This window comes from Amycolatopsis sp. FBCC-B4732 (assembly GCF_023008405.1).
Classification (GTDB): domain Bacteria; phylum Actinomycetota; class Actinomycetes; order Mycobacteriales; family Pseudonocardiaceae; genus Amycolatopsis; species Amycolatopsis pretoriensis_A.
In genome coordinates this window covers 7400552-7422808 of record NZ_CP095376.1, presented here as the reverse complement: position 1 = coordinate 7422808, position 22257 = coordinate 7400552, and the positions used below count along the sequence as shown (strand labels likewise).

The window sequence follows — 22257 nt, the reverse complement described above, 5'->3', positions numbered from 1 at the left end:
AGGGGTGAAGGGATGATCGCCGAGGGCTACATGTACTGGGCCGAAACGAGCTCGGCCTCGGTGATCAGCCCGCCGGTGTCGGCGACCCGGAACAGCTGGGTGACGCGCACCAGCGCGCCGTCCGGCCGGTGCAGCGTGGCGACCGCGAGGATCGAGCCGTCCGGCTTGATCTGCGTGTCGGCTTCCTGCACGTCGATGGCGTCCATCGAGCTCCAGGTGCGGACGAGCTCGCCCGCCGCGCCGCCCGCCAGGTCCGGGCTCAGCAGGGCGAGCGCGCCCCTCGAGTCCCGCGCGATGGCGGCGTAGAAGTCCTTGACCGCCTGGATCTTCCGGCTCGCGCTGCGCGCGTCGGCCGCCTTGTCCGGAACCGGCTCGGCGGTGCTCGGCGTCGTTTCCTGCCGCGCGTCCTCGGTCGTCTTGGTGGCAGTCGTGCCGCCGTCGGCGGGCGAACTCTCCGTCGACTGCCCGGGCCGCGCCGGGGTGCCGCCACCGGCCTGGTGCTGCGGCACGGCGAGGCCGCCGAGCTCAGCGGCGCCGCTGAAGCCGGCGGGGGTGGACTGGCCGCCGGCGGACACCGCGCGGTGCGAACCGGTCAGCATCGGCGCGGCGATCACCGCGCCGGCGACGAGCGCGCCCGCGGCGACGAGGCCGGTCAGCTTGGCGCGGCGGGCGAACCGGCTTTCGGGCTCACCGTCGTCCACGGCCTGCTCCGGTTCGCGCACCGGCTCGGGCCGCGGCGGCAGGAACTTCTGCGGGTCGCGGAAGACCTGCTCGAGATAGTCGCGGTCGGCGTCGCCGACGCCGTCGAGAATCTCGGCCGGGATGACGTCCTCGACGCGGACGGCGTGGGGTGTTTCCCGCCGTGTGCGCTGCCGATCAAGCACGAAAGTCCTCGCTCTGGGTTCCGGGGACGGTCGCTCGGCCGTTCAGCTGAGCGTCCGTTGGTCCGGTCGGCCGACTCGTGGCCGGTTCCGGATCCGCTGTCGTCAGGTAACCCTGTGCGGACGGCGACCACCAGGCTCTGTCGCCGGAATGCCGTCGCGATACGACGAGCGGCAGCTTATGTCACCCACCCGGACCAGGCATAACCGTTCGGCGATCCGCACGTGCATCAGAACGGGCGAACCGCACGTGCACGTACGGTTACTGGCCGTCAGCCGCGATCTTGTCGCCGTCGCCGAACGTCAAGGTGCGCTCCTCGATCGTCTTGGTCCCGTCTGTGTGGGTGACCTCGACGGTGTTGACGGTGACGCCGCGTTGCTGGTCGATGCTGACCTTCTTGACCTCGAAGTAGGCGATGCCGGCGTACCGCTCCGCGAGCGCGTGCGGCCCCTGGTCGTGCAGGTCGCCGGTGGTCACCGACGACGCCGATGCGGGGTCGGTGGTGACCGTGTTGAAGAACTTCTCCGAGTTGTCGCCCATCGTCTGGGCGTCCGGCGGGAAGGAGTACCACCACGGCGGCTTGACCGGGTTCTCGCGCTGGGCGGGCGTGACCGGCGGCTTCTGCGGCGCGCTGGTCGGCGTGGTCGTGCCGGACGTCGTCCCCGAGGGGCCGGCGGAGGTGGTGCTGCCCGGCGCGGAGGCCGAGTCGTCGACCGGCCCCGGGCCGCTGCCGCCACTGGTCTTCTTCTCGCCGGCGTTGTCGTTGTCCGGCCGGGGCGAGCTCTCCGGCCCGGGCGCGGAACCGCCCTCGGAAGGCGGCTGGTCCCCGCCCGTCGGGTCGACGACCGTCGGCACGCCCTGGTAACCGGGCCACGACCCTTGGACGGCCTGGTCCACCGGCGGTTTCCCGACGAGGAAGGACCCGGCGCACAGCAGCCCGACGACGACGGCGCCGGACGCGCCGGTGGCGAACCAGGCGGCCTTGCGCCACGTCTTCGGCGGCGTCACGGACGCGGGCACCGAGCCGATGGTGAAGCCGCCGAGCCCGTCGATCGGGGGCGCGCTGTAGATGCGGACGTCGTCTTCGTCCAGGTCGACGCCGCGCGGCGGCGGCGCGGCCAGCGAGACGCGGGTGCGGCGCGCGGCCTGGTCGGCGCGGGACTCGGCCGGTGGGGGCTCGAAGTCGTCGTGGTCGTCGGCGGCGGTGTCCACCGGGAGGCTGCCGTGCGCGGCGGGGAACAGCGGCCCGCCGTCTCGCGGCTGGGGCAGCGGGAGCGAGCCCGAGAGCGAACCGCCCCCCGGCTGCGGGAGCAGCGGGAGTGAGCCGGACGGCTGCGTGGCGGACAGGGTGCCCGGTCCGCCTTGCCGCCGAAAGGGACGTGAGCCGGGGTCCGGCGCCGCCGCGCGGTACAGGGGGAGCGAGCCGGACACCGGCGGGTCGACCGGGGTCGCGCGGTGGCGCACCGGGCGGTGCGGCGGCAGCGGCGGCGTCCAGTCTTCCGCGCCGCCGGGCCGGTGCCGTCCGGGGTGCGCGGGAGCGGCGCCGCGTCCGTGGAACTCCGTGCCGTTGCTCATGTGGGCTCGACCACCCGGCCGACGAGTCCTGACGCCATCCGGCGGCGGGACGACCCGAACGGAGCACCCTCACGAGCGGAATCGCGTTCGGAATCCTGCGCAGATGCACGCGCATGCGACAGTGGACGCGCGGGGCCGGTGCCCCCGCGCGTCTTCCGGGCATCGCCCGACCCAGACGCAAGGGTCCTCACGACGCCAACCCTAAAAGCATCCGGCGGCGAAAGTCGCCCCCAAACCTGCAAGTTGCAGAGGTTTCACTCGGTCGGGCGCGACCGATCGGGCGAAGGTGACGCTATGAAGTTTCACGCTGCGCCATCAGGCCAGTTCAGGGGATTCAGCCGCCGGTGCGGTAACGGTCCCGGGTGGATTGCAGGGCCTTCGTGGCCACCGCACCGCTACCCGCGGCGATGAGGATCGCCACGATGTCGAGCGTCGTTCCCCCGGCCGTGAGCAACCAGGCGAAGAGCGAAGCCGCGGTGGTGCCGCCGGCGACGGCCCACCGGCTGCGGACGTACTGCCCGACCGGGGCCCCGCTGGCACCGCGCTTGCCCGCCGCGCTGTTCAGCAGCGCCAGATAACCCACATGGCCCAGTGCGGCCAGCACGCCGGCGAGCGCGACGATGACGGCGATGAGGTTCACGAGCGAGTCCATGTGCCCAGTCTGCCTGTGCCCGGGCCACCGGTGCCTCCGGGAAGTCCCCGAATTCGGCCAACCGTTACCGGCCGAGCCTGCCCCGGCCCAGGTTCAGCAGCGCCATGGCGAGCTGGCGGCCGTCCGGCCCGAGTTCGCGGTAGCGCGCGAGCACGTCCATCTCGCGGTTGTAGACGATGCGCGTGCCGCCGGCGGCCATCCGCGCGGCCCCGATCGTCTTGGACACCTCGACCCGGCGTTTCACCAGCCGCAGGATCTCCTTGTCCAGCCAGTCGATCTCCTCGCGCAGCGCCGAGATGTCGTCGCCCGCGGGGGTGTGCTCGGCGGGCTGGCCGTCGGCGTTCGTCGCTTGTGCGTTCATCGGGACCTCTTCCTCGAATCCCGGACCCGGCCCCAGGGACGGCGACAGCCCCGGGTCCGTGGACTCCGGGGCTGGCGGTGATGGCGGTAGTGGCACTACGCGATCACGGGAGCCGGAGTCCGGGTCCCGTAAAAAAATCGCTCAGCGTGGTGCCGCATGCGCTCAGTATGGCACAGGGGCACCGGCGCGCTCCCGGAACGACCGCGCGCCCGCGTGCACCACGAGGCTGACGGTGAGCCAGAACATCGGGAAGGCCGGCCAGAAGAAGCCGGCGCCGAGCACCGCCCACCGGACGATCGCCACCACCGAAAGCGCGACCACGACGGCGAGGTGGAAGCGCAGCGCCGGGTGCCGCCGCAACGCGTCCCGGGTGAGCGGGAACCCCGGCCGCGGCGGCGCGGGCCGCGGCAGGTCGGTGGTGAGCGCGGTCAGTTCGTCGGTGAACCGCGCGGCGTAGACGCCGGAGAGGCGCTCTTCGACCTCTTCGAGGGTGAGCCGGCCTTCGGAACCGGCGGACTGGACGGTCTTGGCGACGCGCTCGCGATCGGCGTCGGCGGCCCGGATGCGGGCGGGGTTCGGTGCGTTCATGCCCACCGATGCTCCGCGCGGCGCGGCGTCGGCGCGTCGGGCAGCAGGCGACATTCCCCCGCTACGCCCGGCGCGGTACCCGGGTTTCCGGCGCCGGATGGGCACCCCGTGGCGCCCGCCTCGCCGGGCCGCCGCCAGCCCGCGTCCCGACCGCCTCGGTACTCCAAGCCCGGCCACCTTTCGCCCCGCGCCCGCAACCGAGCGGCGCACGCCGCCTCGCGCGCGGACACGCGTCCGCCCGCACACGCGCCCCCGCGCGAACCCCGACACCGCGGCCCCGCGCCGGGCACGCTCTGCCGTCCTCCTGCCCGCCCGGGGTAGCGTGGACGGACGATGGACACCCTCTTCGATCTCCCCGCCGCGACCCCTGCGCGCAAGCCCGCCGCCGGCGGGCAGGCCGAGCTGCTCGACGACCTCAACCCCGCCCAGCGCGAAGCCGTCACCCACGCCGGTGGCCCGCTGCTGGTGGTGGCGGGCGCGGGATCGGGCAAGACCAGGGTGCTGACCCGCCGGATCGCCTACCTGCTCGGGCAACGCCGCGTGCACCCGGGCGAAATCATGGCGATCACGTTCACCAACAAGGCCGCCGCCGAAATGCGCGAGCGCGTCGCCGCGCTCGTCGGGCGCCGCGCGAACGCCATGTGGGTGTCGACGTTCCACTCGATGTGCGTGCGGATCCTGCGCCGTGAAGCCAAAACGCTCGACATGTCGTCGAGCTTCTCGATCTACGACTCCGACGACACCAAGCGGCTGATCACCTTGGTGGCGCGGGACCTCGACATCGACCCGAAGCGGTACGCCGCGCGCACGCTCGCCATCCACATCTCGAACCTGAAGAACGAGCTCACCGACCCGGAGACGGCGGCGGCGAACGCGGGCAACGACCTCGAGCGCCGCGTCGCCGAGGTCTACGCCGAGTACCAGCGGCGGCTCAACCAGGCCAACGCCTTCGACTTCGACGACCTCATCATGCGCACGGTTTCGCTGCTGCAGGCGTTCCCCGCCGTCGCCGAGTACTACCGGCGCCGGTTCCGCCACGTGCTGGTCGACGAGTACCAGGACACGAACCACGCGCAGTACACGCTGGTCCGCGAGCTGGCCGGGACCGTGCCGAACGACGCGGGCGTCGAGCCGGCCGAGCTGGTCGTGGTCGGTGACGCGGACCAGTCGATCTACGCCTTCCGCGGCGCGACGATCCGCAACATCGAAGAGTTCGAGCGGGACTTCCCGAACGCGCACACCATCCTGCTGGAGCAGAACTACCGCTCCACGCAGACGATCCTGTCCGCGGCCAACGCCGTCATCGAGCGCAACCCGAACCGCCGGGCGAAGCGGCTGTGGACGGATTCGGGCGACGGCGAAAAGATCGTCGGCTACGTCTCGGACAACGACCACGACGAAGCCGCGTTCGTGGCGGGCGAAATCGACGCGCTGGCGGAACGGGGCGAGGCCGACTACTCCGACGTCGCCGTCTTCTACCGCACCAACAACCAGTCCCGCGTCTTCGAAGAGATCTTCATCCGGCTCGGCCTGCCGTACAAGGTCGTCGGCGGCGTGCGGTTCTACGAGCGGCGCGAAGTCCGCGACATGATCGCGTACCTGCGCGTGCTGGCGAACCCGGAGGACACGGTCAGCCTGCGGCGCGTGCTGAACGTGCCCAAGCGCGGCATCGGCGACCGCGCCGAAGCCGTCGTGGCGACGCACGCCGAGCGCGAGCGGATCTCGTTCGCGGCCGCGTTGCGCGACGCCGTCGAAGGCAAGGTGCCGCTGCTGAACCCGCGCTCGGTCAAGGCGATCACCGGGTTCGTCGGCCTGCTCGACGAACTGGGGCTGCTGGTCGAGCAGGGCGCCGAGGTGCACGACGTCCTCGAAGCCGTGCTGGAGAAGACCGGCTACCGCATCGAACTCGAGGAATCGGAAGACCCGCAGGACCACACGCGCGTGGAGAACCTCGACGAGCTCGTCACGGTCGCGCGCGAGTTCACCGAGATCACCGCCGAGGTCGTCGCGGACGAGAACGCCGAGCTCGTCGTCGAGCCCGGGGTGCCGGCGCCGGGTTCGCTGCCCGCGTTCCTGGAGCGCGTTTCCCTGGTGGCGGACGCCGATTCGGTGCCTTCGCCGGACGGCGGCGAGGAAGGCGACGGCGGCGCGGGCGTGGTCACGCTGATGACCGTGCACACCGCGAAGGGCCTGGAGTACCCGGTCGTGTTCTGCACCGGTTGGGAGGACGGCGTTTTCCCGCACATGCGGGCGCTGGGCGACCCGACGGAGCTGGCCGAAGAACGGCGGCTCGCGTACGTCGCGATCACGCGGGCGAGGAAGCGGCTGTACGTCTCGCGCGCGATCACGCGCTCGGCGTGGGGCCAGCCGTCGATGAACCCGGCTTCGCGGTTCCTCGACGAGCTGCCGGCGGACCTCGTGGACTGGCGGCGCCTGGAACCGTCCAGCCCCGGTTTCGGCTTCGGCGGCGGCTCGCGTGGCACCCCGCGCGCGGCGACGACGTGGGGCGGCAGGCGGACTTCGTCCCCGTCGGCTTCGTCGGGCACGCCGTCGTTCGGCAAGGGCTGGAAGGACACGGTGGCGCTGAAGCTGGACGTCGGCGACCGGGTCAGCCACGACAAGTACGGCCTGGGCACGGTCATCTCCTGCGACGGCGTCGGCCCCCGCGCGACGGCGACGATCGACTTCGGCGCGGCGGGCAAGGTCCGCCTGATGCTGATCGGCAGCGTCCCGATGGTGAAGCTCTAGCGCAACCCGGACGAGTGAATCCGGCGGCGATCCCCGCGATCGCCGCCGGAATCGTCGTACCCACCCGGTACAACTGACCCCGTAATCGAACAAAGGTTCGATGGAGGGGGTAGTGTGGTGTGGACGCGGTGCTGTTTCACCTGTTGGCCGAAGGGGTACAAAAATACCTGCGAGGAGTCCTGCGGACGACGGTTTCGGATCGGGGTCCGGAGCCTTCGGGGGCCTCAGGAAGCGCCTCGCGTGCGGGAGCGGAGGCGTGCCGGCTGGCCGCCGCCTGGCGAGCGCTGCTCAGGCAGCACGAGCTCGGCGCGGACGGGCACTGCGTCACCTGCGGCCGGGGACGCCGCTGGACGACCAGGGCCCGGAGTGCCGCGCGTGTCCGCTCCGCGGGGGGCGCACGGGGCGTCGTGCCCTGGGGCTGGCTGCCCGTGCGACGGCCGACCGAGCTGTGCTCGGTGCGGCAGGTCGCGGTGGCGTATTTCCTCCGCCGGTTGCCGGGCGGGTACCGCTAAGGCGTTGCGGGCGCTGAGAAGCCGGTGGCGGGCTTTTCGCGGCCCCGCTGTGGTTCCGGACGTTCCGGTGGGTTCCGGCGGTGCTGAGGCCGGTTCCGCGTCCGATGAGGTCCGGACCACTGCGCGTACGGCTTTCCCGAGGGATGGCCGGGGTATGGCCGCCTCGAGGGGCGGCCGGGGTGGGAACGGATCAGAGAACGATGCCGCGCGCGGCCAGCCACGGCCGGGGGTCGATCTTCTTGGTGCCGTTCTGCCACACCTCGAAGTGCAGGTGCGGGCCGGTGCTCTGACCGCGGTTGCCGATCTCGGCGATCTGCTGGCCGCACTTGACCTTCTGCCCCTCCTTGACGGAGAAGCTGTTCATGTGGCCGTAGACCTGGATCGTGCCGTCGTCGAGCTGGACGCGGACCCAGAGGCCGAAGCCGCTGGCCGGGCCGGCCTCGATCACGGTGCCGTCGGAGGCGGCGTAGATCGGGGTGCCGATGGCGTTGGCGATGTCGATGCCGAGGTGGCTCGTGCCCCACCGGGCACCGAAGCCCGAGGTGAAGGTGCCGTGCGCGGGCAGGCAGGTCTTGGGGCGAGCGGCTTCTTCGGCGGCCTTGCGGGCGGCGTCGGCTTCGCGCTGCTCACGGGCCTGCGTGATGGAGGCGGAGTCCGCGATCTTGGCGGCCTCGGCGGAAGCGTCGACGGCGTGGCCGGTCGGCAGGAGTTCCGGGGCGCCCCCGGTGCCCGCACCTCCCGCGGTGAGCGAAGCGCTGGCGTCCTGGCTGTTGGCCAGCGGCGTCACGGCCGCGTCGGAGTCGGTGACGGTCTTGAGGGTCTGCCCTGCCGCTGCGGCAGCGAACGCTCCGGCAGCAACAGCGGCGACCACGACACGGCCGCGAAGGGCCGAGGAGGGCGGGGCGATGCGGTGCGCACCCCGGACACGAACGACCGCACCTTCCAGTGCGTCCTTCAGTGCCGGGGAAGGAGCTTGGCCGCCGGGGGAGCGGTGTGAAGCCAAGACAGGGCCTTCCATCGTCGGGGAGCCGGGTCGAGGACTGCGGGCGGGGGAACCCGGTGAGCCAACCTCGGGGGTGGTTCGCTCGGTGTCCTACTTCGTGACCTGACTGTAATGGGGACCCCGGGACAGTAACGAAGGGGCACCGCTATCGGCAAGATCTGCCTCATCCGGCGGCCGATCGGGTGGCAGCCGGGCGACGCTCACCTGTGACAATTACCCAAAGTTAGAGGGGGTTTACTGCATTGGTTGTGACTTGCCTTACAGCTCTTGCGGGCGGTTTAAGCCAACCAAGGTCCGGGGAGGCCCCTGAGGGTCGGAATAAGGGTTTGCCAGGGGATGTTTAAACATCTTCGACTCCATCGGGTCGGTCGGGGAGCCTTTCCGGCCTGCTCGCAGGCGGGTTGAGCCGCGGGCGGATGCGACCGTTCATCGACGCAGGAGAACCGCTCGCCGACTGATTGAGCAAGATCGCGGTTGACTGCCGGATTTGTCCCCTTGTGCACCCGTGATCGCGCGCCAGAGGCACGCGCGGTGCGCCCGAGATCCGCGATGCAGCTCTCGCGGGCCCGAGGCTTCTCGCGCACCTCGCCTGATCATCGACTCGCGCCCGAACCGGCCCGGTACGCGCCTCACCTCGCCGGTCCGCGCACAACCCGACTCAAGCTGACCGGCGGCGACTTCACCCGGACCCGTTCGCCGACTCGTAGCCCGCTGGCCCTTTCCTCTCGTTACGGGCTTCGCCAGCCAGGCTCCGCGCCTCTCGCCTGACCTCGCCAGGCCCTGTGCCCACCTCTCCTGGAGCTTCCCGCACCCGCCTCGCTCTCTCGCGCCCTTCGGCCTTGCCGGTCCGGCGCTTTCGGTCGCCCGTGCCCTTCGGCCTCGCCAGCCGGGAGTCCTCGGCGGTCCGCGCCCTCTGGTCTCGCCGATCCGGCGTCCTCTACGGTCCGCGCCCTCGCGCCTTGCCGGCCTGGCGTCCTCGGTGGTCCGCGCTCGCCGGCCGGGCGCCCCGGATTGCCCGTGCCCTCCGGCCTCGCTGGCCTGGCGTCCTCGGTCATGCGCGCTCTCCGGCCTCGCCGGCCTGGCGCTCTCGGTCATGCGCGCCCTTCGGCCTCGCCGATCCGGCGCCCGCTCTTCGGCTCCGCCGGCCCCCCGCCCCAGGTCGCCTGTGCCCTGCGGCTTCGCCGATCCGGCGCTCCCGGGTTGCCCGCGCCCTCTGGCTTCACCGGCCTGGCGTCCTCGGTCATGCGCGCCCTTCGGCCTCGCTGGCCTGGCGCTCTCGGTGATGCGCGCCCTTCGGCCTCGCTGGCCTGGCGCTCTCGGTGATGCGCGCCCTTCGGCCTCGCTGGCCTGGCGCTCTCGGTGATGCGCGCCCTTCGGCCTCGCTGGCCTGGCGCTCTCGGTCATGCGCGCCCTTCGGCCTCGCCGATCCGGCGCCCGCGCTCTCCGGCTCCGCCGGCCCCCCGCCCCAGGTCGCCCGTGCTCTCCGGCTCCGCCCGCCCCAGGTCGCCTGTGCCCTGCGGCTTCGCCGATCCGGCGCCCCCGGGTTGCCCGCGCTCTCCGGCCCGCCGCCCCCGTTACCGTCTTCGTAGTTCCTGATCAAGGAGCTGTGGTCACCAGGTCCGGCATGACTAACGCCCCCAGTCGCTTCCATGATCCGGGGGGTGGTGTCACCGGGCCTGGTGGCATCGAGGGACCGCTGAATAGGGACACGGCCACCAGAAGGTAGGTCTCGTCGTAACGTGGGTGCCGGCCATCGATGCCAGACCGGTGACCACCCGCGGCGAACGAACGGCATGGTGGATGAGCAGCACTTTCAGCGTGTTCCTCGGCCTGGACGTCGGCAAAGACGCCCATCACGCCGTCGGGCTCGACCCGGCCGGCAAACGGCTGCATGACGGGCCGCTGCCCAACACCGAACCGAAGCTGCGAGCCCTGTTCGATAAGCTCGCCGGGCACGGGCCGCTGCTGGTCGTGGTCGATCAGCCGGCCACGATCGGGGCGCTGCCGGTCGCGGTCGCCCGCGCCGCCGGGCACCAGGTCGCGTACCTGCCCGGGCTGGCGATGCGCCGCATCGCCGACCTCTACCCCGGCCGGGCGAAGACCGACGCCCGCGATGCGTTCATCATCGCCGACGCCGCCCGCTCGCTGCCGCACACGCTGCGCCCGGTCGACGTCGGTGACGACGCGCTGGCCGAGCTGGAGGTACTGGTCGGGTTCGACGACGACCTGGCCGGCGAAGCCACCCGCATCAGCAACCGCATCCGCGGCCTGCTCACCGGCATCCACCCCGCCCTCGAACACGCGATCGGCCCGCGGATCTCGCATCCGGCGGTGCTGGAGATCCTCTCCCGCTGCGGCGGCCCGGCCGGCATCGCCCAGGCCGGCCGCCGCAAACTGACCGCGATCGCGAAGGTCCATGCGCCTCGCATGGGCGAGCGGCTGGTCGAGGCGATCATGACCGCGCTCGGCGAGCAGACCGTCACCGTCCCGGGCACCGCCGCTGCCGACACTGTCTTGCCGCGGCTGGCGGACAGCTTGAAAACCGTGCTGCAGCAACGCAAACAGGTTGCTGAGCAGGTTGAGGGGATACTTGATGCGCACCCTCTTGCCGGGGTCCTGACCTCGATGCCCGGCATCGGCGTCAGGACCGCAGCCCGCATCCTCCTCGAGGTCGGCGACGCCACGAACTTCGCCAGCTCGGGGCACCTGGCCGCCTACGCCGGCATCGCCCCGGTCACCCGCAGCTCCGGAACATCGATCAAGGGCGAACATCCGGCCCGGACCGGCAACCGCCAGCTCAAACGGGCGTTCTTCCTCGCCGCCTTCGCCTCGTTGTCCGACCCGACCAGCCGGGCCTACTACGACCGCAAACGGGCCGAGGGCAAGAAGCACAACGCCGCCCTCATCTGCCTGGCCCGCCGACGCTGCGATGTCCTCTACGCCATGCTCCGCAACGGCACCCACTACCGACACCCCGAACCCACCCCAGCCCCGGCTGCGGCTTGACAACCCCATAGGGACACCCCCCCGCCGGTCGCCCGCGCCGTTCGCCGCTTCCCGTGCCCGCCCCTCCCACCCCCTCCTCCGCCTGCCCCCACCGCGTCCACGGTCACTCCACCCGGGCCCGTTCGCCGACTCGTGGCCCGCTGGTCCCTCCCGCTCCGCCCAACCTTGCTAGCGTCGCCAGCAATGCCCCCACGCTCAGAACCCCCAGGCCGGAGCACCCCCGGCGCCCCGGCCACCCCGCCGGCTCCCGCGGCCCGTCCCACCAGCGAGCGGACCCCACCGCAGACCTGGGCCGAAGACGACCGCCCCCAGACCCTCGCCCTCGGGCTCGCCGCCGCCGGGGCCGTCGCGCTCGCCGCCGGTGCCGTCGCGCACGTCTCACCGGACGCCGCTCCCGGGTTCACCAGCTGGCCCTGGCTCGCCGTTCTCGCGCTGGCCCCCGTCGCCGCCGCCATCTGGGCCGCCGGAAAACGGCCCGCGCTGGCCGGGGGCCTGATCCTCGGCCTCGCCGCCCTCGCGCCCGGACGGCTGGTCCTCGACCTCCAGTTCGCCGTCAACGGGCCGCTCGCCGTCCGGCCGGAGCTCTACCTCGCCGACCGGTTCGTCGGGGGCTCGGCCGTCGGTGCCGGGTTCTGGCTGCTCGTCGCCGGGCACCTGCTCACCGTGGCCGCGGGCGTCGCGGCCTGGCGGGCGAGCCGGTCCGCCGAAGAACCCGAACGGCGGCGGTGGCGGCTGCTCGTGCCGCTGCTCGCCGTCACCGCTTCGGTCGGGTTGCTGACCGCCCCCGTCTCCGCCGCCAACGGCTTCCTCCTCGCGCGCTCGTCCTTCGAAGGACCCTGGCCCGCCCTCGGCGGCTACCTCCTGCTCGCCGCCGCGCTTCCGCTGGCCGCCGCGCTCGCGCTCGCCGCGCCCGCCGAACGGACCGCGCGCGGGGCGCTGCTCGGGCTGGCCGCCGGTGCGTTCGGCGTCGCCGTGCCGCCCGTGCTCGCCGGGCTCCTGCGGGCCGACCTCGGCGTCACCTGGGGGCCCGTCCTCGTCCTCCTCACGACGGCTGTCATCGGCGCGCTCGCCTTCACCCGGCTCACCGAACGGCCCGCGAACGACGAGGCCGACCTGAAGATCCCCGGCCTCTTCTGGTGGCGGCTCGTCACCGGGCTGCTCGGCCTCGTCACCGCGGTCGCCGCGCTGATCGGCAGCTTCGCGCCGCAGGTCGCCGTCACCGCGCTGAACCCCGGGGCCACCGCGCCGGTCAGCGCCGCCGCCGAAAGTCCGGCGCGCTGGTTCCTGCTCGTCGCCGCCGTCGTGCTGGCCGTGACCGCACTCGGCGTCCTCGTCCCGAAAACCGCGCCGGGCGCGCGGCCGCTGCTCGGGCTCCTCTGGGCCGGGATCGTCCTCGCGGGCACCGCCGTCCTCAACACCGCGCTCACCGCCACCCAGGCCGGCAACCTCGGCGGCTTCGGGGGCACCGCCGCCCCCGCCTTCAGCTACGACCTCGGGGCCGGCGCCGCCTGGACGTTCGCCGCGCTCGTGCTCGCCGTGCTGACCGCCCTCGCCGCCGTCGGGACCGGGGTCGTCGAACGCGAGGACGCCGGGAGCGCCGCCGAGGCGGACAAGAACGTGCTCACGCCCGTCGTCGCCGGGGCCGTGCTGGCCGTCGCCGGCTTCGGGCTGCCCGTCTTCACCGTGCCCGGCTACGTCGCGCCCGGGCTGTGGTCGGACTTCGACACCCCGTCGTGGGGGCTGCTGACCGCCGCCGTGGCCGTCGTCGGTGCCGCCGCGCTCGCGCTGCGGTCCCGGCCGAAGCCCGCGGCGGCGCTGCTGGCCGGCGCCGCCGTGCTCACCGGCCTGCACGCCGCGGAGCTGCCGCTCGTCGGCGGGACGCTCGGCGGCGCGAGCCCGGCGACCGGGTTCTGGCTCGCCCTCGCCGCCGCCGTCGCGCTGCTGATCGCGGCCGGGCTGGCCGCCGCGGGCGGACGCCGTGACGCGTGAGCGCCGCCGGGTGCTGCTCGTCGAGTTCGCCCGGCCCGACCCGGCCGCCGTCGCGCTGGGCCGCCTCCTGCGCGACGAAGGCGTCGAGGTCGTCCACGCCGGACCGCTGGCCACCGAAGAGCAGATCCTGCGCACCGCCGAGCAGGAGGACCCGGACGCGGTGGGCGTCCTCGGCGACGCGCCCTCGGCGGAACTCGAGGCCGCGCTGAGCGACTTCGCCGTCTTCACGACCCCCGAAGAAGCCGTGGAATGGCTGCCCGGTGGGCGGTCTCACACCTCGGGAACACCGTCTGACCGCGCACGGTGACCGACTTCACCAGGTGCGGAGTCCCCGCCGTTCACGCAGGTCGCTAACCTCGACTGGTCCGACAGCGCGGTCCGGTAACGCGGACCACCACAGTGGCGTGTCGTCAGGAGACTGGAGTAGTGGACCTCTACGAGTACCAGGCGAGGGATCTCTTCGCCGCCCACGGAGTACCGGTTCTGCCGGGCTCGGTGGCAAGCACCCCCGAAGAAGCCAAGACCGCCGCGGAGCAGATCGGTAACCAGGTCGTCGTCAAGGCGCAGGTGAAGGTCGGCGGCCGTGGCAAGGCGGGCGGCGTCAAGCTGGCCCAGACGCCGGACGAGGCGAAGGAGAAGGCGGAAGCCATCCTCGGCCTCGACATCAAGGGCCACATCACGCGCCGCGTGCTCGTGGCGGAAGCTTCGGACATCGCGTCCGAGTACTACTTCTCCTTCCTGCTGGACCGCGCGAACCGCACGTTCCTGGCGATGGCGTCCTCCGAGGGCGGCATGGAGATCGAGCAGCTCGCCGTCGAGCGCCCCGAAGCGCTCGCGAAGATCCCGGTCGACTCGATCGCCGGTGTCGACAAGGCGAAGGCGCTCGAGATCCTGAAGGCCGGCAACTTCCCGGCCGACATCATCGACGAGGCCGCCGACGTCGTCGTGAAGCTCTGGGAGACCTTCGTCTCCGAGGACGCCACCCTCGTCGAGGTCAACCCGCTGGTCCGCGACCCGCAGGACAAGATCATCGCCCTCGACGGCAAGGTCACCCTCGACGAGAACGCGGACTTCCGCCAGCCGGGTCACGAAGCCCTGGTGGACAAGGAAGCCGAGAACCCGCTCGAGGCGAAGGCCAAGGCCAAGAACCTCAACTACGTCAAGCTCGACGGCCAGGTCGGCATCATCGGCAACGGCGCGGGCCTCGTCATGTCCACTTTGGACGTGGTGGCGTACGCGGGCGAGAAGCACGGCGGCGTGAAGCCGGCGAACTTCCTCGACATCGGCGGCGGCGCGTCGGCCGAGGTCATGGCGGCCGGGCTGGACGTCATCCTCAACGACACCGACGTGAAGAGCGTCTTCGTCAACGTCTTCGGCGGCATCACCGCCTGCGACGCGGTGGCGAACGGCATCGTCGAGGCCCTGAAGATCCTGGGCGACGAGGCCAGCAAGCCGCTGGTCGTCCGCCTGGACGGCAACAACGTCGTGGAGGGTCGCCAGATCCTGGCGGACGCGAACCACCCGCTCGTCACCGTGGTGGACACAATGGACAACGCGGCCGACAAGGCTGCCGAGCTCGCCGCGGCAGGTGCGTGAGATGTCGATCTTCATCAACGAGAACAGCAAGGTCATCGTGCAGGGGCTCACCGGCTCCGAAGGCATGAAGCACGCGACCAAGATGCTGAAGTCCGGCACGAACATCGTGGGTGGCGTCAACGCCCGCAAGGCCGGCCAGACCGTCACCATCGAGGGCAAGGACCTCAAGGTCTTCGGCACCGTCGAAGAGGCGATCAAGGAGACCGGCGCGGACGTGTCGGTCATCTTCGTGCCGCCGAAGTTCGCGAAGGACGCGGTCATCGAGGCGATCGACGCCGAGATCCCGCTGGCCGTCGTCATCACCGAGGGCATCCCGGTGCACGACTCGGCCTACTTCTGGGCGCACGCCGTCGCGAAGGGCAACACGACCCGGATCATCGGGCCGAACTGCCCCGGCGTGATCAGCCCGGGCAAGTCGAACGCCGGCATCATCCCGGCCGACATCTCCGGCCCGGGCCAGATCGGCCTCGTGTCGAAGTCCGGCACGCTGACCTACCAGATGATGTACGAGCTGCGGGACATCGGCTTCTCCACCGCGGTCGGCATCGGCGGTGACCCCATCATCGGCACCACGCACATCGACGCCCTCGAGGCGTTCGAGGCGGACCCCGAGACCAAGGTCATCGTGATGATCGGCGAGATCGGTGGCGACGCCGAAGAGCGCGCCGCGGCCTACATCAAGGAGAACGTGACGAAGCCGGTCGTCGGCTACGTCGCGGGCTTCACCGCGCCCGAGGGCAAGACCATGGGCCACGCCGGCGCCATCGTGTCGGGCTCCTCCGGCACGGCCGCCGCGAAGAAGGAGGCCCTCGAGGCCGCCGGCGTCAAGGTCGGCAAGACCCCGAGCGAGACCGCCGTCCTCGCACGTGAGCTGTACAACAGCCTCGGCTGACGACAGCGGGTAACCGCAGGTGGAGCCGGGCACTCACAAGGTGCCCGGCTCTCCTCCGTTGGAGCACGAAACCTCCTGAGGTATTCACGCGTCTGGTGGGCTGAGGGCTTGCGAGTGCGCTAGCGTTCTGCGCACACAAGCCGCCTCGTCTTCCCCCGGGTGCCCGCGTGCCCCGGAGTGCCGGTCGAACCGACAGGAGTGCATCCGATGACCTTCCCCAGCGGCGGGCCTGGCTACCCCCAGCAGGGTGGCGGCCAACAGCCCCCCGGTCCCCCGTCCAGTGGCTTCCCGGCGCAGCAGTCCCACGCGCACCCGGCGCCGTCGGGCCCCGGCGGCCTGCCGCAGAACCTGCCGCTGCTGCTCGCCCTGGTCGTCACCGGCCTCAGCCTCGTGCAGTACTTCCTCGGGTTCGTCGACACCGGCGAAGTCGGCCTCGGCGGGGTCTTCCTGCTCGGTGGCGGTCTGCTCGCCGCGCTCCAGGTGCTGCCGAAGGGGCCGCGGACGCTGCCGTTCGCGGCGCTGTTCAGCGTGCTCGGCATGCTCGACGTCCTGGACACGCTGATCGGTCTGCAGACGACGCCCGGGGTCGTCATCGTCATCCTGATCCTGGCGTTCCTGCAGGCGGCCGCCGCGGTCGGCGCGCTGCTCATCGAGCACGGCGTGATCAAGCCGCCGTCGCCGAAGCCCGCCGCGCCGTCCTACGGCGGTCAGCAGCAGTTCAACCAGCCCGGCCAGCAGCAGCAGTACGGCCAGCCGGGTCAGCCGGGTCAGCAGTTCGGCCAGCCGGGGCACGGCCCGGGCCCGGTCGCCCAGGCCGGGGAGCCGTCGGCCCCGTTCTCGCAGCCGGGCCAGTACGGCTCGCCGAACCCGCCGTCGACCACGCCGCCGCCGGGGCAGCAGGCCACGACGTACGCCCCGCAGCAGGGCTCGTTCTTCCAGCAGCCGCCGTCGGACAACCCGGGCACCCCGCCCGGTGGCTTCGGCAAGTCGAACTGACGCGGTAGTCCGAAACACCCGCTGTGACGCAGAGTGTCACAGCGGGTGTTTTGCGCTCCGGGGGTGACTCGACCGGGTGGGTTGGCTTTCCCACGTCGGACGGCGGCGGCGTGGCTCACCCGGACGGACCAGCCCGGGTGTCAGGGTGCGGATCATGGACCTGCTCACCGATGCCCGCGAAGAGCCGGTGAGCGACCTCGAACCCGGCGTCGGACTCTCCGGGGCGGCGCGGGTGCGGGTGTTGCTCGCCGCCGCCCTCGGCCCGCTGGTCACCGGCTACGCCGCCGTCGCGGCCGTGCTGACCCTGGTCGCGCTCACCGCCGACCGCGCCGTCTTCTCCGGCACCGGCGTGCTGCTGGCCGCCGGTCCCGGGTGGCTCGCCGCGCACCAGGTCCGCCTCGGCCTCGGCGGCCACCCGCTCGGCGTGCTCCCGCTGCTGCCGACGCTCGGCGTGACCCTGCTGGCCGCGCGGACGGCGGCCGGCGCCGCCCAGCGCCTCGGCTGCCGGTCGGCCCGCGAAGCGCTCCCCGTGCTGCTCACGATCACCACCGCGCACGCGGTGTTCGGGCTGGTCGTCGCGCTCGGCGCGCAGGGCTCGCCGGTGACGGCGAACCCGCTGGTCGCCTTCGCCGTGCCCGGGCTGCTCGCCGCCGCGGCCGCGTTCGTCGGCGTCACCCGGTCCTGCGGGCTGCCGGACGTCGTCGCGGAGCGCCTCGACCCCCTCGCCCTGCGCGGGCTCCGCGCCGGCGCGCTCGGCTTCGCGGTGCTGGTGGCCTGCGGTGCCGTCGTGTTCACGGTCGCGACCGCGGTGTCCTGGGCGACCGTGTCCGACATCTACGAGCCCGCCTTCGGCACCAGCTTCGGGCTCTTCCTGCTCTCGGTGCTCTACCTCCCGAACGCCGTCGCCGCTTCGCTGTCCTTCGTCACCGGGCCCGGATTTTCGATCGGCGACCTCAACGTCGGGATGTTCGGCTACCGCGGCGGCGCCGTACCCGGCGTCCCCCTGCTCGGCGGCCTGCCCGACCACCACGCCGCCTGGTGGCCCGCCCTGCTGGTGCTGCCCGCGGCGACCGGCGCGCTGGTCGGCTGGTCGCTGCGCAAGGCCGACGCCGACCCGGCGCAGCGCATCCGCGCGGTCGCGGTGGCCGGTGCGGTCGTCGCGCTCGGCTGCGTCCTGCTCGGCACGCTGTCCGGCGGACGGCTCGGCGACGGCCCGTTCGACCCGGTGAGCGTGCCGGTGGGCGTCGCGTCCGTCGTCGCGTTCTGCTGGATCGTCATCCCGGGTTCGTTCGTCGCGTTCTTCACCGGCGAGCACGAGCCGCCCGCGCCGCCGCCGGAAGCGCTCGAAGACAACGAAGCCTTCGAAGACGCCGACGACGTCGACGCCGAAGCGGCCGCGGAAGCCGTCGAGGAACTGGAAGCGTCCGAAGAGGACGACGAAGAAGCCGCCGAGGACGCGGAGTTCGAGGCCGAAGCCGACGCCGAGCTCGGCCTCGAAGACGAGCCGGCCGAGGACGAAGCTGTGACCGGAGGCACCGAGACCTGCGGCGACGTCGAGCCGGACGAGACCGACCGTTAGGGTTGACGCGACCTGGTGAAGCGCCGTGCGCACCGGCTGCGCACCGCCCGCGGCAAGGAGCCCGCTCTGTCTCAACGGTTGGAGCTGCCCACTCCGGTGAAGCTCGTCGTGCTCGCGTCGGGCTCCGGAACCCTCCTGCAGGCGGTGCTGGACGCCACCGGGCGGTCCGGCTTCCCGGCCAAGGTCGTCGCCGTCGGCGCCGACCGCACCGGCATCGAAGCCCTCACCCGCGCCGAGCGCCTCAGCGTCCCGTCGTTCACCGTCCGCGTCGCCGACCACCCCGACCGGGCCGCCTGGGACAAGGCGCTGACCGAGGCCGTCGCGGCGTACCAGCCCGACCTCGTCGTCTCGGCCGGGTTCATGAAGATCCTCGGCGAGCAGTTCCTCGGCCGGTTCACCGTGGTCAACACGCACCCGGCGCTGCTCCCGTCGTTCCCGGGGATGCACGCGGTCCGCGACGCGCTGGAGGCCGGCGTCAAGGTCACCGGCTCGACCGTGCACTTCGCGGACGCCGGGGTCGACACCGGGCCGATCATCGCCCAGGAAGCCGTCGTCGTGGAGCACGACGACACCGAAGACGTCCTGCACGAACGGATCAAGGCCGTCGAACGCAGGCTGCTGGTGGAAACGATCGAGCGACTCGGCCGCGGTGGCTGCACCGTGGACGGACGAAAGGTGACATTTCGTGAGCACTGACCTGGGACGGCGCCCGGTCCGCCGGGCGCTGATCGGCGTCTCGGACAAGGCGGGCCTGCTGGACCTCGCGACCGGCCTGCACGCGGCCGGCGTCGAGATCGTCTCCACGGGCGGCACGGCGAAGGTCATCGCCGACGCGGGGATCCCGGTCACGCCGGTCGAAGCGGTCACCGGCTTCCCCGAGTCGCTGGACGGGCGCGTCAAGACGCTGCACCCGAACGTGCACGCCGGCCTGCTGGCCGACCAGGGCAACCCCGACCACGTCGAGCAGCTGCGCAAGCTGGACATCGCGGCGTTCGACCTGCTGGTGGTGAACCTGTACCCGTTCGCGCAGACCGTCGCGTCCGGCGCGAGCGCCGAGGACTGCGTCGAGAACATCGACATCGGCGGCCCGGCCATGGTCCGCGCGGCGGCGAAGAACCACGGCAGCGTCGCAGTCGTCGTCGACCCGGCTCGCTACGGCTGGGTGCTCGAGCGCGTCGCCGACGGCGGCTTCGGCTTCGAGGACCGCAAGCGGCTCGCGGCCCGGGCGTACGCGCACACGGCGGCGTACGACACGGCCGTCGCTTCGTGGTTCGCCAGCGCGTACGCCCCCGACGAGGCCACCGCCGCCGCCGGCTTCCCGGACTTCCTGGGCGCCACCTGGGAACGCGCCGACGTCCTGCGCTACGGCGAGAACCCGCACCAGAAGGCCGCGCTGTACAAGAGCGACCGCCCGGGCCTGGCGCACGCCGAGCAGCTGCACGGCAAGGCCATGTCCTACAACAACTTCGTCGACACCGACGCCGCCCGCCGCGCCGCGTTCGACTTCGCCGAGCCCGCCGTCGCGATCATCAAGCACGCCAACCCGTGCGGCATCGCGGTCGGCGCGGACGTCGCCGAGGCGCACCGCAAGGCGCACGCGTGCGATCCGGTTTCGGCCTACGGCGGCGTCATCGCGACGAACCGGCCGGTCACCCGCGAGGCGGCCGAGCAGATCGAGAAGGTCTTCACCGAGGTCGTCCTGGCCCCGGACTTCGACGCCGAAGCGCTGGAGATCCTGCAGCGCAAGAAGAACATCCGGCTGCTCAAGCTGCCGGCGGCCCCGGCGTCGTCGATCGAATTCCGCCCGATCTCCGGCGGCGTGCTGCTGCAGACCGCCGACGCGATCGACGCGCCGGGCGACAACCCGGCGTCGTGGCAGCTCGCCACCGGTGCCCCGGCCGACGAGCAGACCCTGCGCGACCTCGAGTTCGCGTGGCGCTCGCTGCGCGCGGTCAAGTCGAACGCGATCCTGCTGGCCGCCGACGGCGCCACCGTCGGCGTCGGCATGGGCCAGGTCAACCGCGTCGACTCCTCGCGGCTCGCGGTCTCGCGGGCGGGGGACCGGGCCAAGGGCTCGGTCGGTGCGTCCGACGCGTTCTTCCCGTTCCCGGACGGCCTGGAGGTGCTGGTCGAGGCGGGGGTCCGCGCGATCGTGCAGCCCGGCGGCTCGGTCCGGGACGCCGAGGTCATCGCGGCCGCGGAGAAGGCCGGCGTCACCATGTACCTGACGGGGACGCGCCACTTCGCGCACTGACCGCTTCCGGGGCCCCGGGGCGAAGCCCCGGATGTCAGCGTCCCCGCGCTTCGAGAGGGAGGGCTCGATGCAGCAACCGCCGCAGTACGGACAGGGTCAGCAGGGGTACCCGGGTCAGCAGCCCGGGTACCCGCCCCCGGGTTACCCGCCGCAGCAGGGTTATCCGCCGCCGGGCTATCCACCGCAGCAGGGCTACCCGGGGTACGGCCCGCCGATGCCGCCGCCGAAGAAGAAGCGTCTCGGGTTGATCTTCGGCATCGTCGGCGGGGTCGTCGTGCTGCTCGGTGCGGGTATCCCGCTCGCGATCGTCGCGAGCGACTACTACGCGAGCACGGGCAAGGCGCCGAGCGCGGTGCCGCCGCCGGCGGAGTGCTCGATCCCGGCGCAGGTGCTGGCACAGGCCGGGTTCCCGAGCTATGTCGGCGGCAACCCGGGCAGCGCCGACACGCTGCCGGGGCTGAAGCAGATCGGCTGCGGGTTCAAGCCGGGACCCGACGAGAACGTCCGCGACGCGACGATGAACATCCGCGTCGTCGAGTACTCCGGTGAAGACGCGGAGCGGCAGGCGAAGGACAACTTCATGCCGACGAAGCCGGAGGTGCCGCCGGTCGACGTACCCGGCCTCGGCGACAAGGCGTCGCTGGTCCGGCTGGTCACGAAGAGCGCGTTCAGCGGCGCCGAGCTGCACGTGCTCGCCGGCGCGAACGTCGTCACGGTCGAGATTTCCGGCTGGGACAAGGGGTTCTTCTCGAACTCGCCGATGCCGCAGGAGGAGTCCGACGCGGCGGTGAAGGCGGTCGGCGCCGAGGTCGTCAAGAAGCTGCCGCGCTAGGCGGGCGCGGGCAGCGCCTTGCAGAGCGCGACCGGGAACTTCGGGTCGGCGGCCCGGATCTCCCCGCAGCCCGCGGCCTTGGCCTGCGCGAACGACGTCCAGCCGCCGTCGCCCCAGCGGAACGCGGTGCGTGAAGGCGCTTCGGTCTGCTTCACCAGCAGGTCGACGACCAGCCAGGCCGGGTCGCAGGCGCGGGTGGTCCCGGCGCTTTCGGCGCCCGCGGCGGACACCGCGGCGCCGATCCACGCGGGGTCGCAGTGGTCGGCGGGCGGGGCGCAGGTGCCCTGGCGGTCGCAGTGGCCCCAGCCGGCGCCGAGCTTGTGCCAGGCGTTGCCGGTGTCGGAGTTGAGGATCACGGTCCGGTCCGCGACCGGCTCGGACGTGCTCAGCCGCAGCTCGGCGGGCACCTTGTCCTGGCAGCCGCCCGCCGCGGGCCGCGTCGAGTAGACGACGTCGGCGCGGATGTCGGTCTTCGCCTCCACGAGCTGCTCGATCCGCGGCTCCCGGACGCAGCCGGGGTCCTTGCCGGGCAGCGCGACCTGCACGAACAGGGTCGTTGCGTCCGGGCCGGGACGGATCCCGGTCACGTCGGCGCGGAACGAGCGCCACTCCGCGCCCATGGTCGTCGGCCCCGGGGCCGCGGCCGTGGCCCCGGGCACCCCGCCACCGGCGGTCAGCACCACGGCGGCCACCGCGCCCGCCGCGACGAGCGCGCCGGCGATCCACAGGACCGGCCGTCTCAGCCGTTCGGTCATCGCCACCCCCAAGTCCACCGGGCAATCTAGCCGACCC

18 protein-coding genes are annotated in these 22257 nt (G+C 72.5%); 11 read left to right on the top strand and 7 right to left on the bottom strand.

All coding sequences use genetic code 11. The features are described from left to right. Positions 1–26 precede the first annotated feature (26 nt). The 5 genes from MUY14_RS32860 to MUY14_RS32840 form a co-directional block, all read right to left on the bottom strand. Entirely contained in the window at positions 27–884 is an 858-nt protein-coding gene (locus MUY14_RS32860; protein WP_247014942.1) for a hypothetical protein, read from the bottom strand. Between the two features lie 259 nt (positions 885–1143). Further along, complete coding sequence (locus tag MUY14_RS32855; RefSeq protein WP_247014940.1) at positions 1144–2457, bottom strand: hypothetical protein; 1314 nt, start codon at positions 2455–2457, stop codon at positions 1144–1146. Between the two features lie 334 nt (positions 2458–2791). Further along, the gene (locus MUY14_RS32850) at positions 2792–3109 is read right to left on the bottom strand and encodes a hypothetical protein (RefSeq protein ID WP_247014938.1); all 318 of its coding nucleotides are present in this window, start codon (positions 3107–3109) and stop codon (positions 2792–2794) included. Between the two features lie 64 nt (positions 3110–3173). Continuing rightward, entirely contained in the window at positions 3174–3470 is a 297-nt protein-coding gene (locus MUY14_RS32845) for a chorismate mutase (RefSeq protein WP_247014936.1), read from the bottom strand. Positions 3471–3632: 162 nt separating this feature from the next. Continuing rightward, on the bottom strand, positions 3633–4058 hold the full coding sequence (locus tag MUY14_RS32840) for a DUF1707 domain-containing protein (RefSeq protein ID WP_247014934.1): 426 nt from the start codon (positions 4056–4058) through the stop codon (positions 3633–3635). A gap of 333 nt (positions 4059–4391) precedes the next feature. Here MUY14_RS32840 and pcrA point away from each other — a divergent pair, with 333 nt between their 5' ends. Further along, positions 4392–6806: a DNA helicase PcrA gene (pcrA, locus tag MUY14_RS32835; RefSeq protein ID WP_247014932.1), complete on the top strand. Its 2415-nt coding sequence runs from the start codon at positions 4392–4394 to the stop codon at positions 6804–6806. Positions 6807–7508: 702 nt separating this feature from the next. Here the strand turns inward: pcrA and MUY14_RS32830 are convergent. Beyond that, entirely contained in the window at positions 7509–8189 is a 681-nt protein-coding gene (locus tag MUY14_RS32830) for a M23 family metallopeptidase (protein ID WP_247014930.1), read from the bottom strand. A 1932-nt stretch (positions 8190–10121) separates the two neighbouring features. Here MUY14_RS32830 and MUY14_RS32825 point away from each other — a divergent pair. The 10 genes from MUY14_RS32825 to MUY14_RS32780 all read left to right on the top strand — a co-directional run bounded on the left by MUY14_RS32825 (position 10122) and on the right by MUY14_RS32780 (position 21465). Continuing rightward, complete coding sequence (locus MUY14_RS32825) at positions 10122–11327, top strand: IS110 family transposase (protein ID WP_247014928.1); 1206 nt, start codon at positions 10122–10124, stop codon at positions 11325–11327. Positions 11328–11510: 183 nt separating this feature from the next. Continuing rightward, entirely contained in the window at positions 11511–13316 is a 1806-nt protein-coding gene (locus MUY14_RS32820) for a hypothetical protein (protein WP_247014926.1), read from the top strand. Next, positions 13306–13623 (top strand): hypothetical protein, encoded by a 318-nt coding sequence (locus tag MUY14_RS32815; protein ID WP_247014924.1) that lies wholly within the window; start codon positions 13306–13308, stop codon positions 13621–13623. Before MUY14_RS32820 ends, MUY14_RS32815 begins: the two co-directional genes overlap by 11 nt. 119 nt (positions 13624–13742) lie before the next feature. Continuing rightward, a complete protein-coding gene (gene sucC / locus MUY14_RS32810; protein WP_247014922.1) occupies positions 13743–14912 on the top strand; it encodes an ADP-forming succinate--CoA ligase subunit beta in 1170 nt (389 codons plus the stop codon). Between the two features lies 1 nt (position 14913). Continuing rightward, complete coding sequence (sucD, locus tag MUY14_RS32805; RefSeq protein WP_247014920.1) at positions 14914–15804, top strand: succinate--CoA ligase subunit alpha; 891 nt, start codon at positions 14914–14916, stop codon at positions 15802–15804. Positions 15805–16011: 207 nt separating this feature from the next. Then, entirely contained in the window at positions 16012–16800 is a 789-nt protein-coding gene (locus MUY14_RS32800) for a DUF5336 domain-containing protein (protein ID WP_247014918.1), read from the top strand. Between the two features lie 145 nt (positions 16801–16945). Further along, positions 16946–18379, top strand: a complete 1434-nt coding sequence (locus MUY14_RS32795) for a DUF6350 family protein (protein WP_247014916.1) — start codon at positions 16946–16948, stop codon at positions 18377–18379. 78 nt (positions 18380–18457) lie between these two features. After that, positions 18458–19075 (top strand): phosphoribosylglycinamide formyltransferase, encoded by a 618-nt coding sequence (purN, locus tag MUY14_RS32790; protein WP_247025362.1) that lies wholly within the window; start codon positions 18458–18460, stop codon positions 19073–19075. Then, positions 19065–20633 carry a bifunctional phosphoribosylaminoimidazolecarboxamide formyltransferase/IMP cyclohydrolase gene (gene purH / locus MUY14_RS32785; RefSeq protein ID WP_247014914.1) on the top strand — a complete coding sequence of 523 codons (1569 nt, stop codon included), beginning with the start codon at positions 19065–19067 and terminating at the stop codon, positions 20631–20633. Before purN ends, purH begins: the two co-directional genes overlap by 11 nt. A gap of 67 nt (positions 20634–20700) precedes the next feature. Beyond that, complete coding sequence (locus tag MUY14_RS32780) at positions 20701–21465, top strand: hypothetical protein (protein ID WP_247014912.1); 765 nt, start codon at positions 20701–20703, stop codon at positions 21463–21465. Here the strand turns inward: MUY14_RS32780 and MUY14_RS32775 are convergent. Next, complete coding sequence (locus MUY14_RS32775; RefSeq protein ID WP_247014910.1) at positions 21462–22220, bottom strand: hypothetical protein; 759 nt, start codon at positions 22218–22220, stop codon at positions 21462–21464. The two genes, MUY14_RS32780 and MUY14_RS32775, sit on opposite strands and share 4 nt — an antisense overlap. Positions 22221–22257 lie beyond the last annotated feature (37 nt).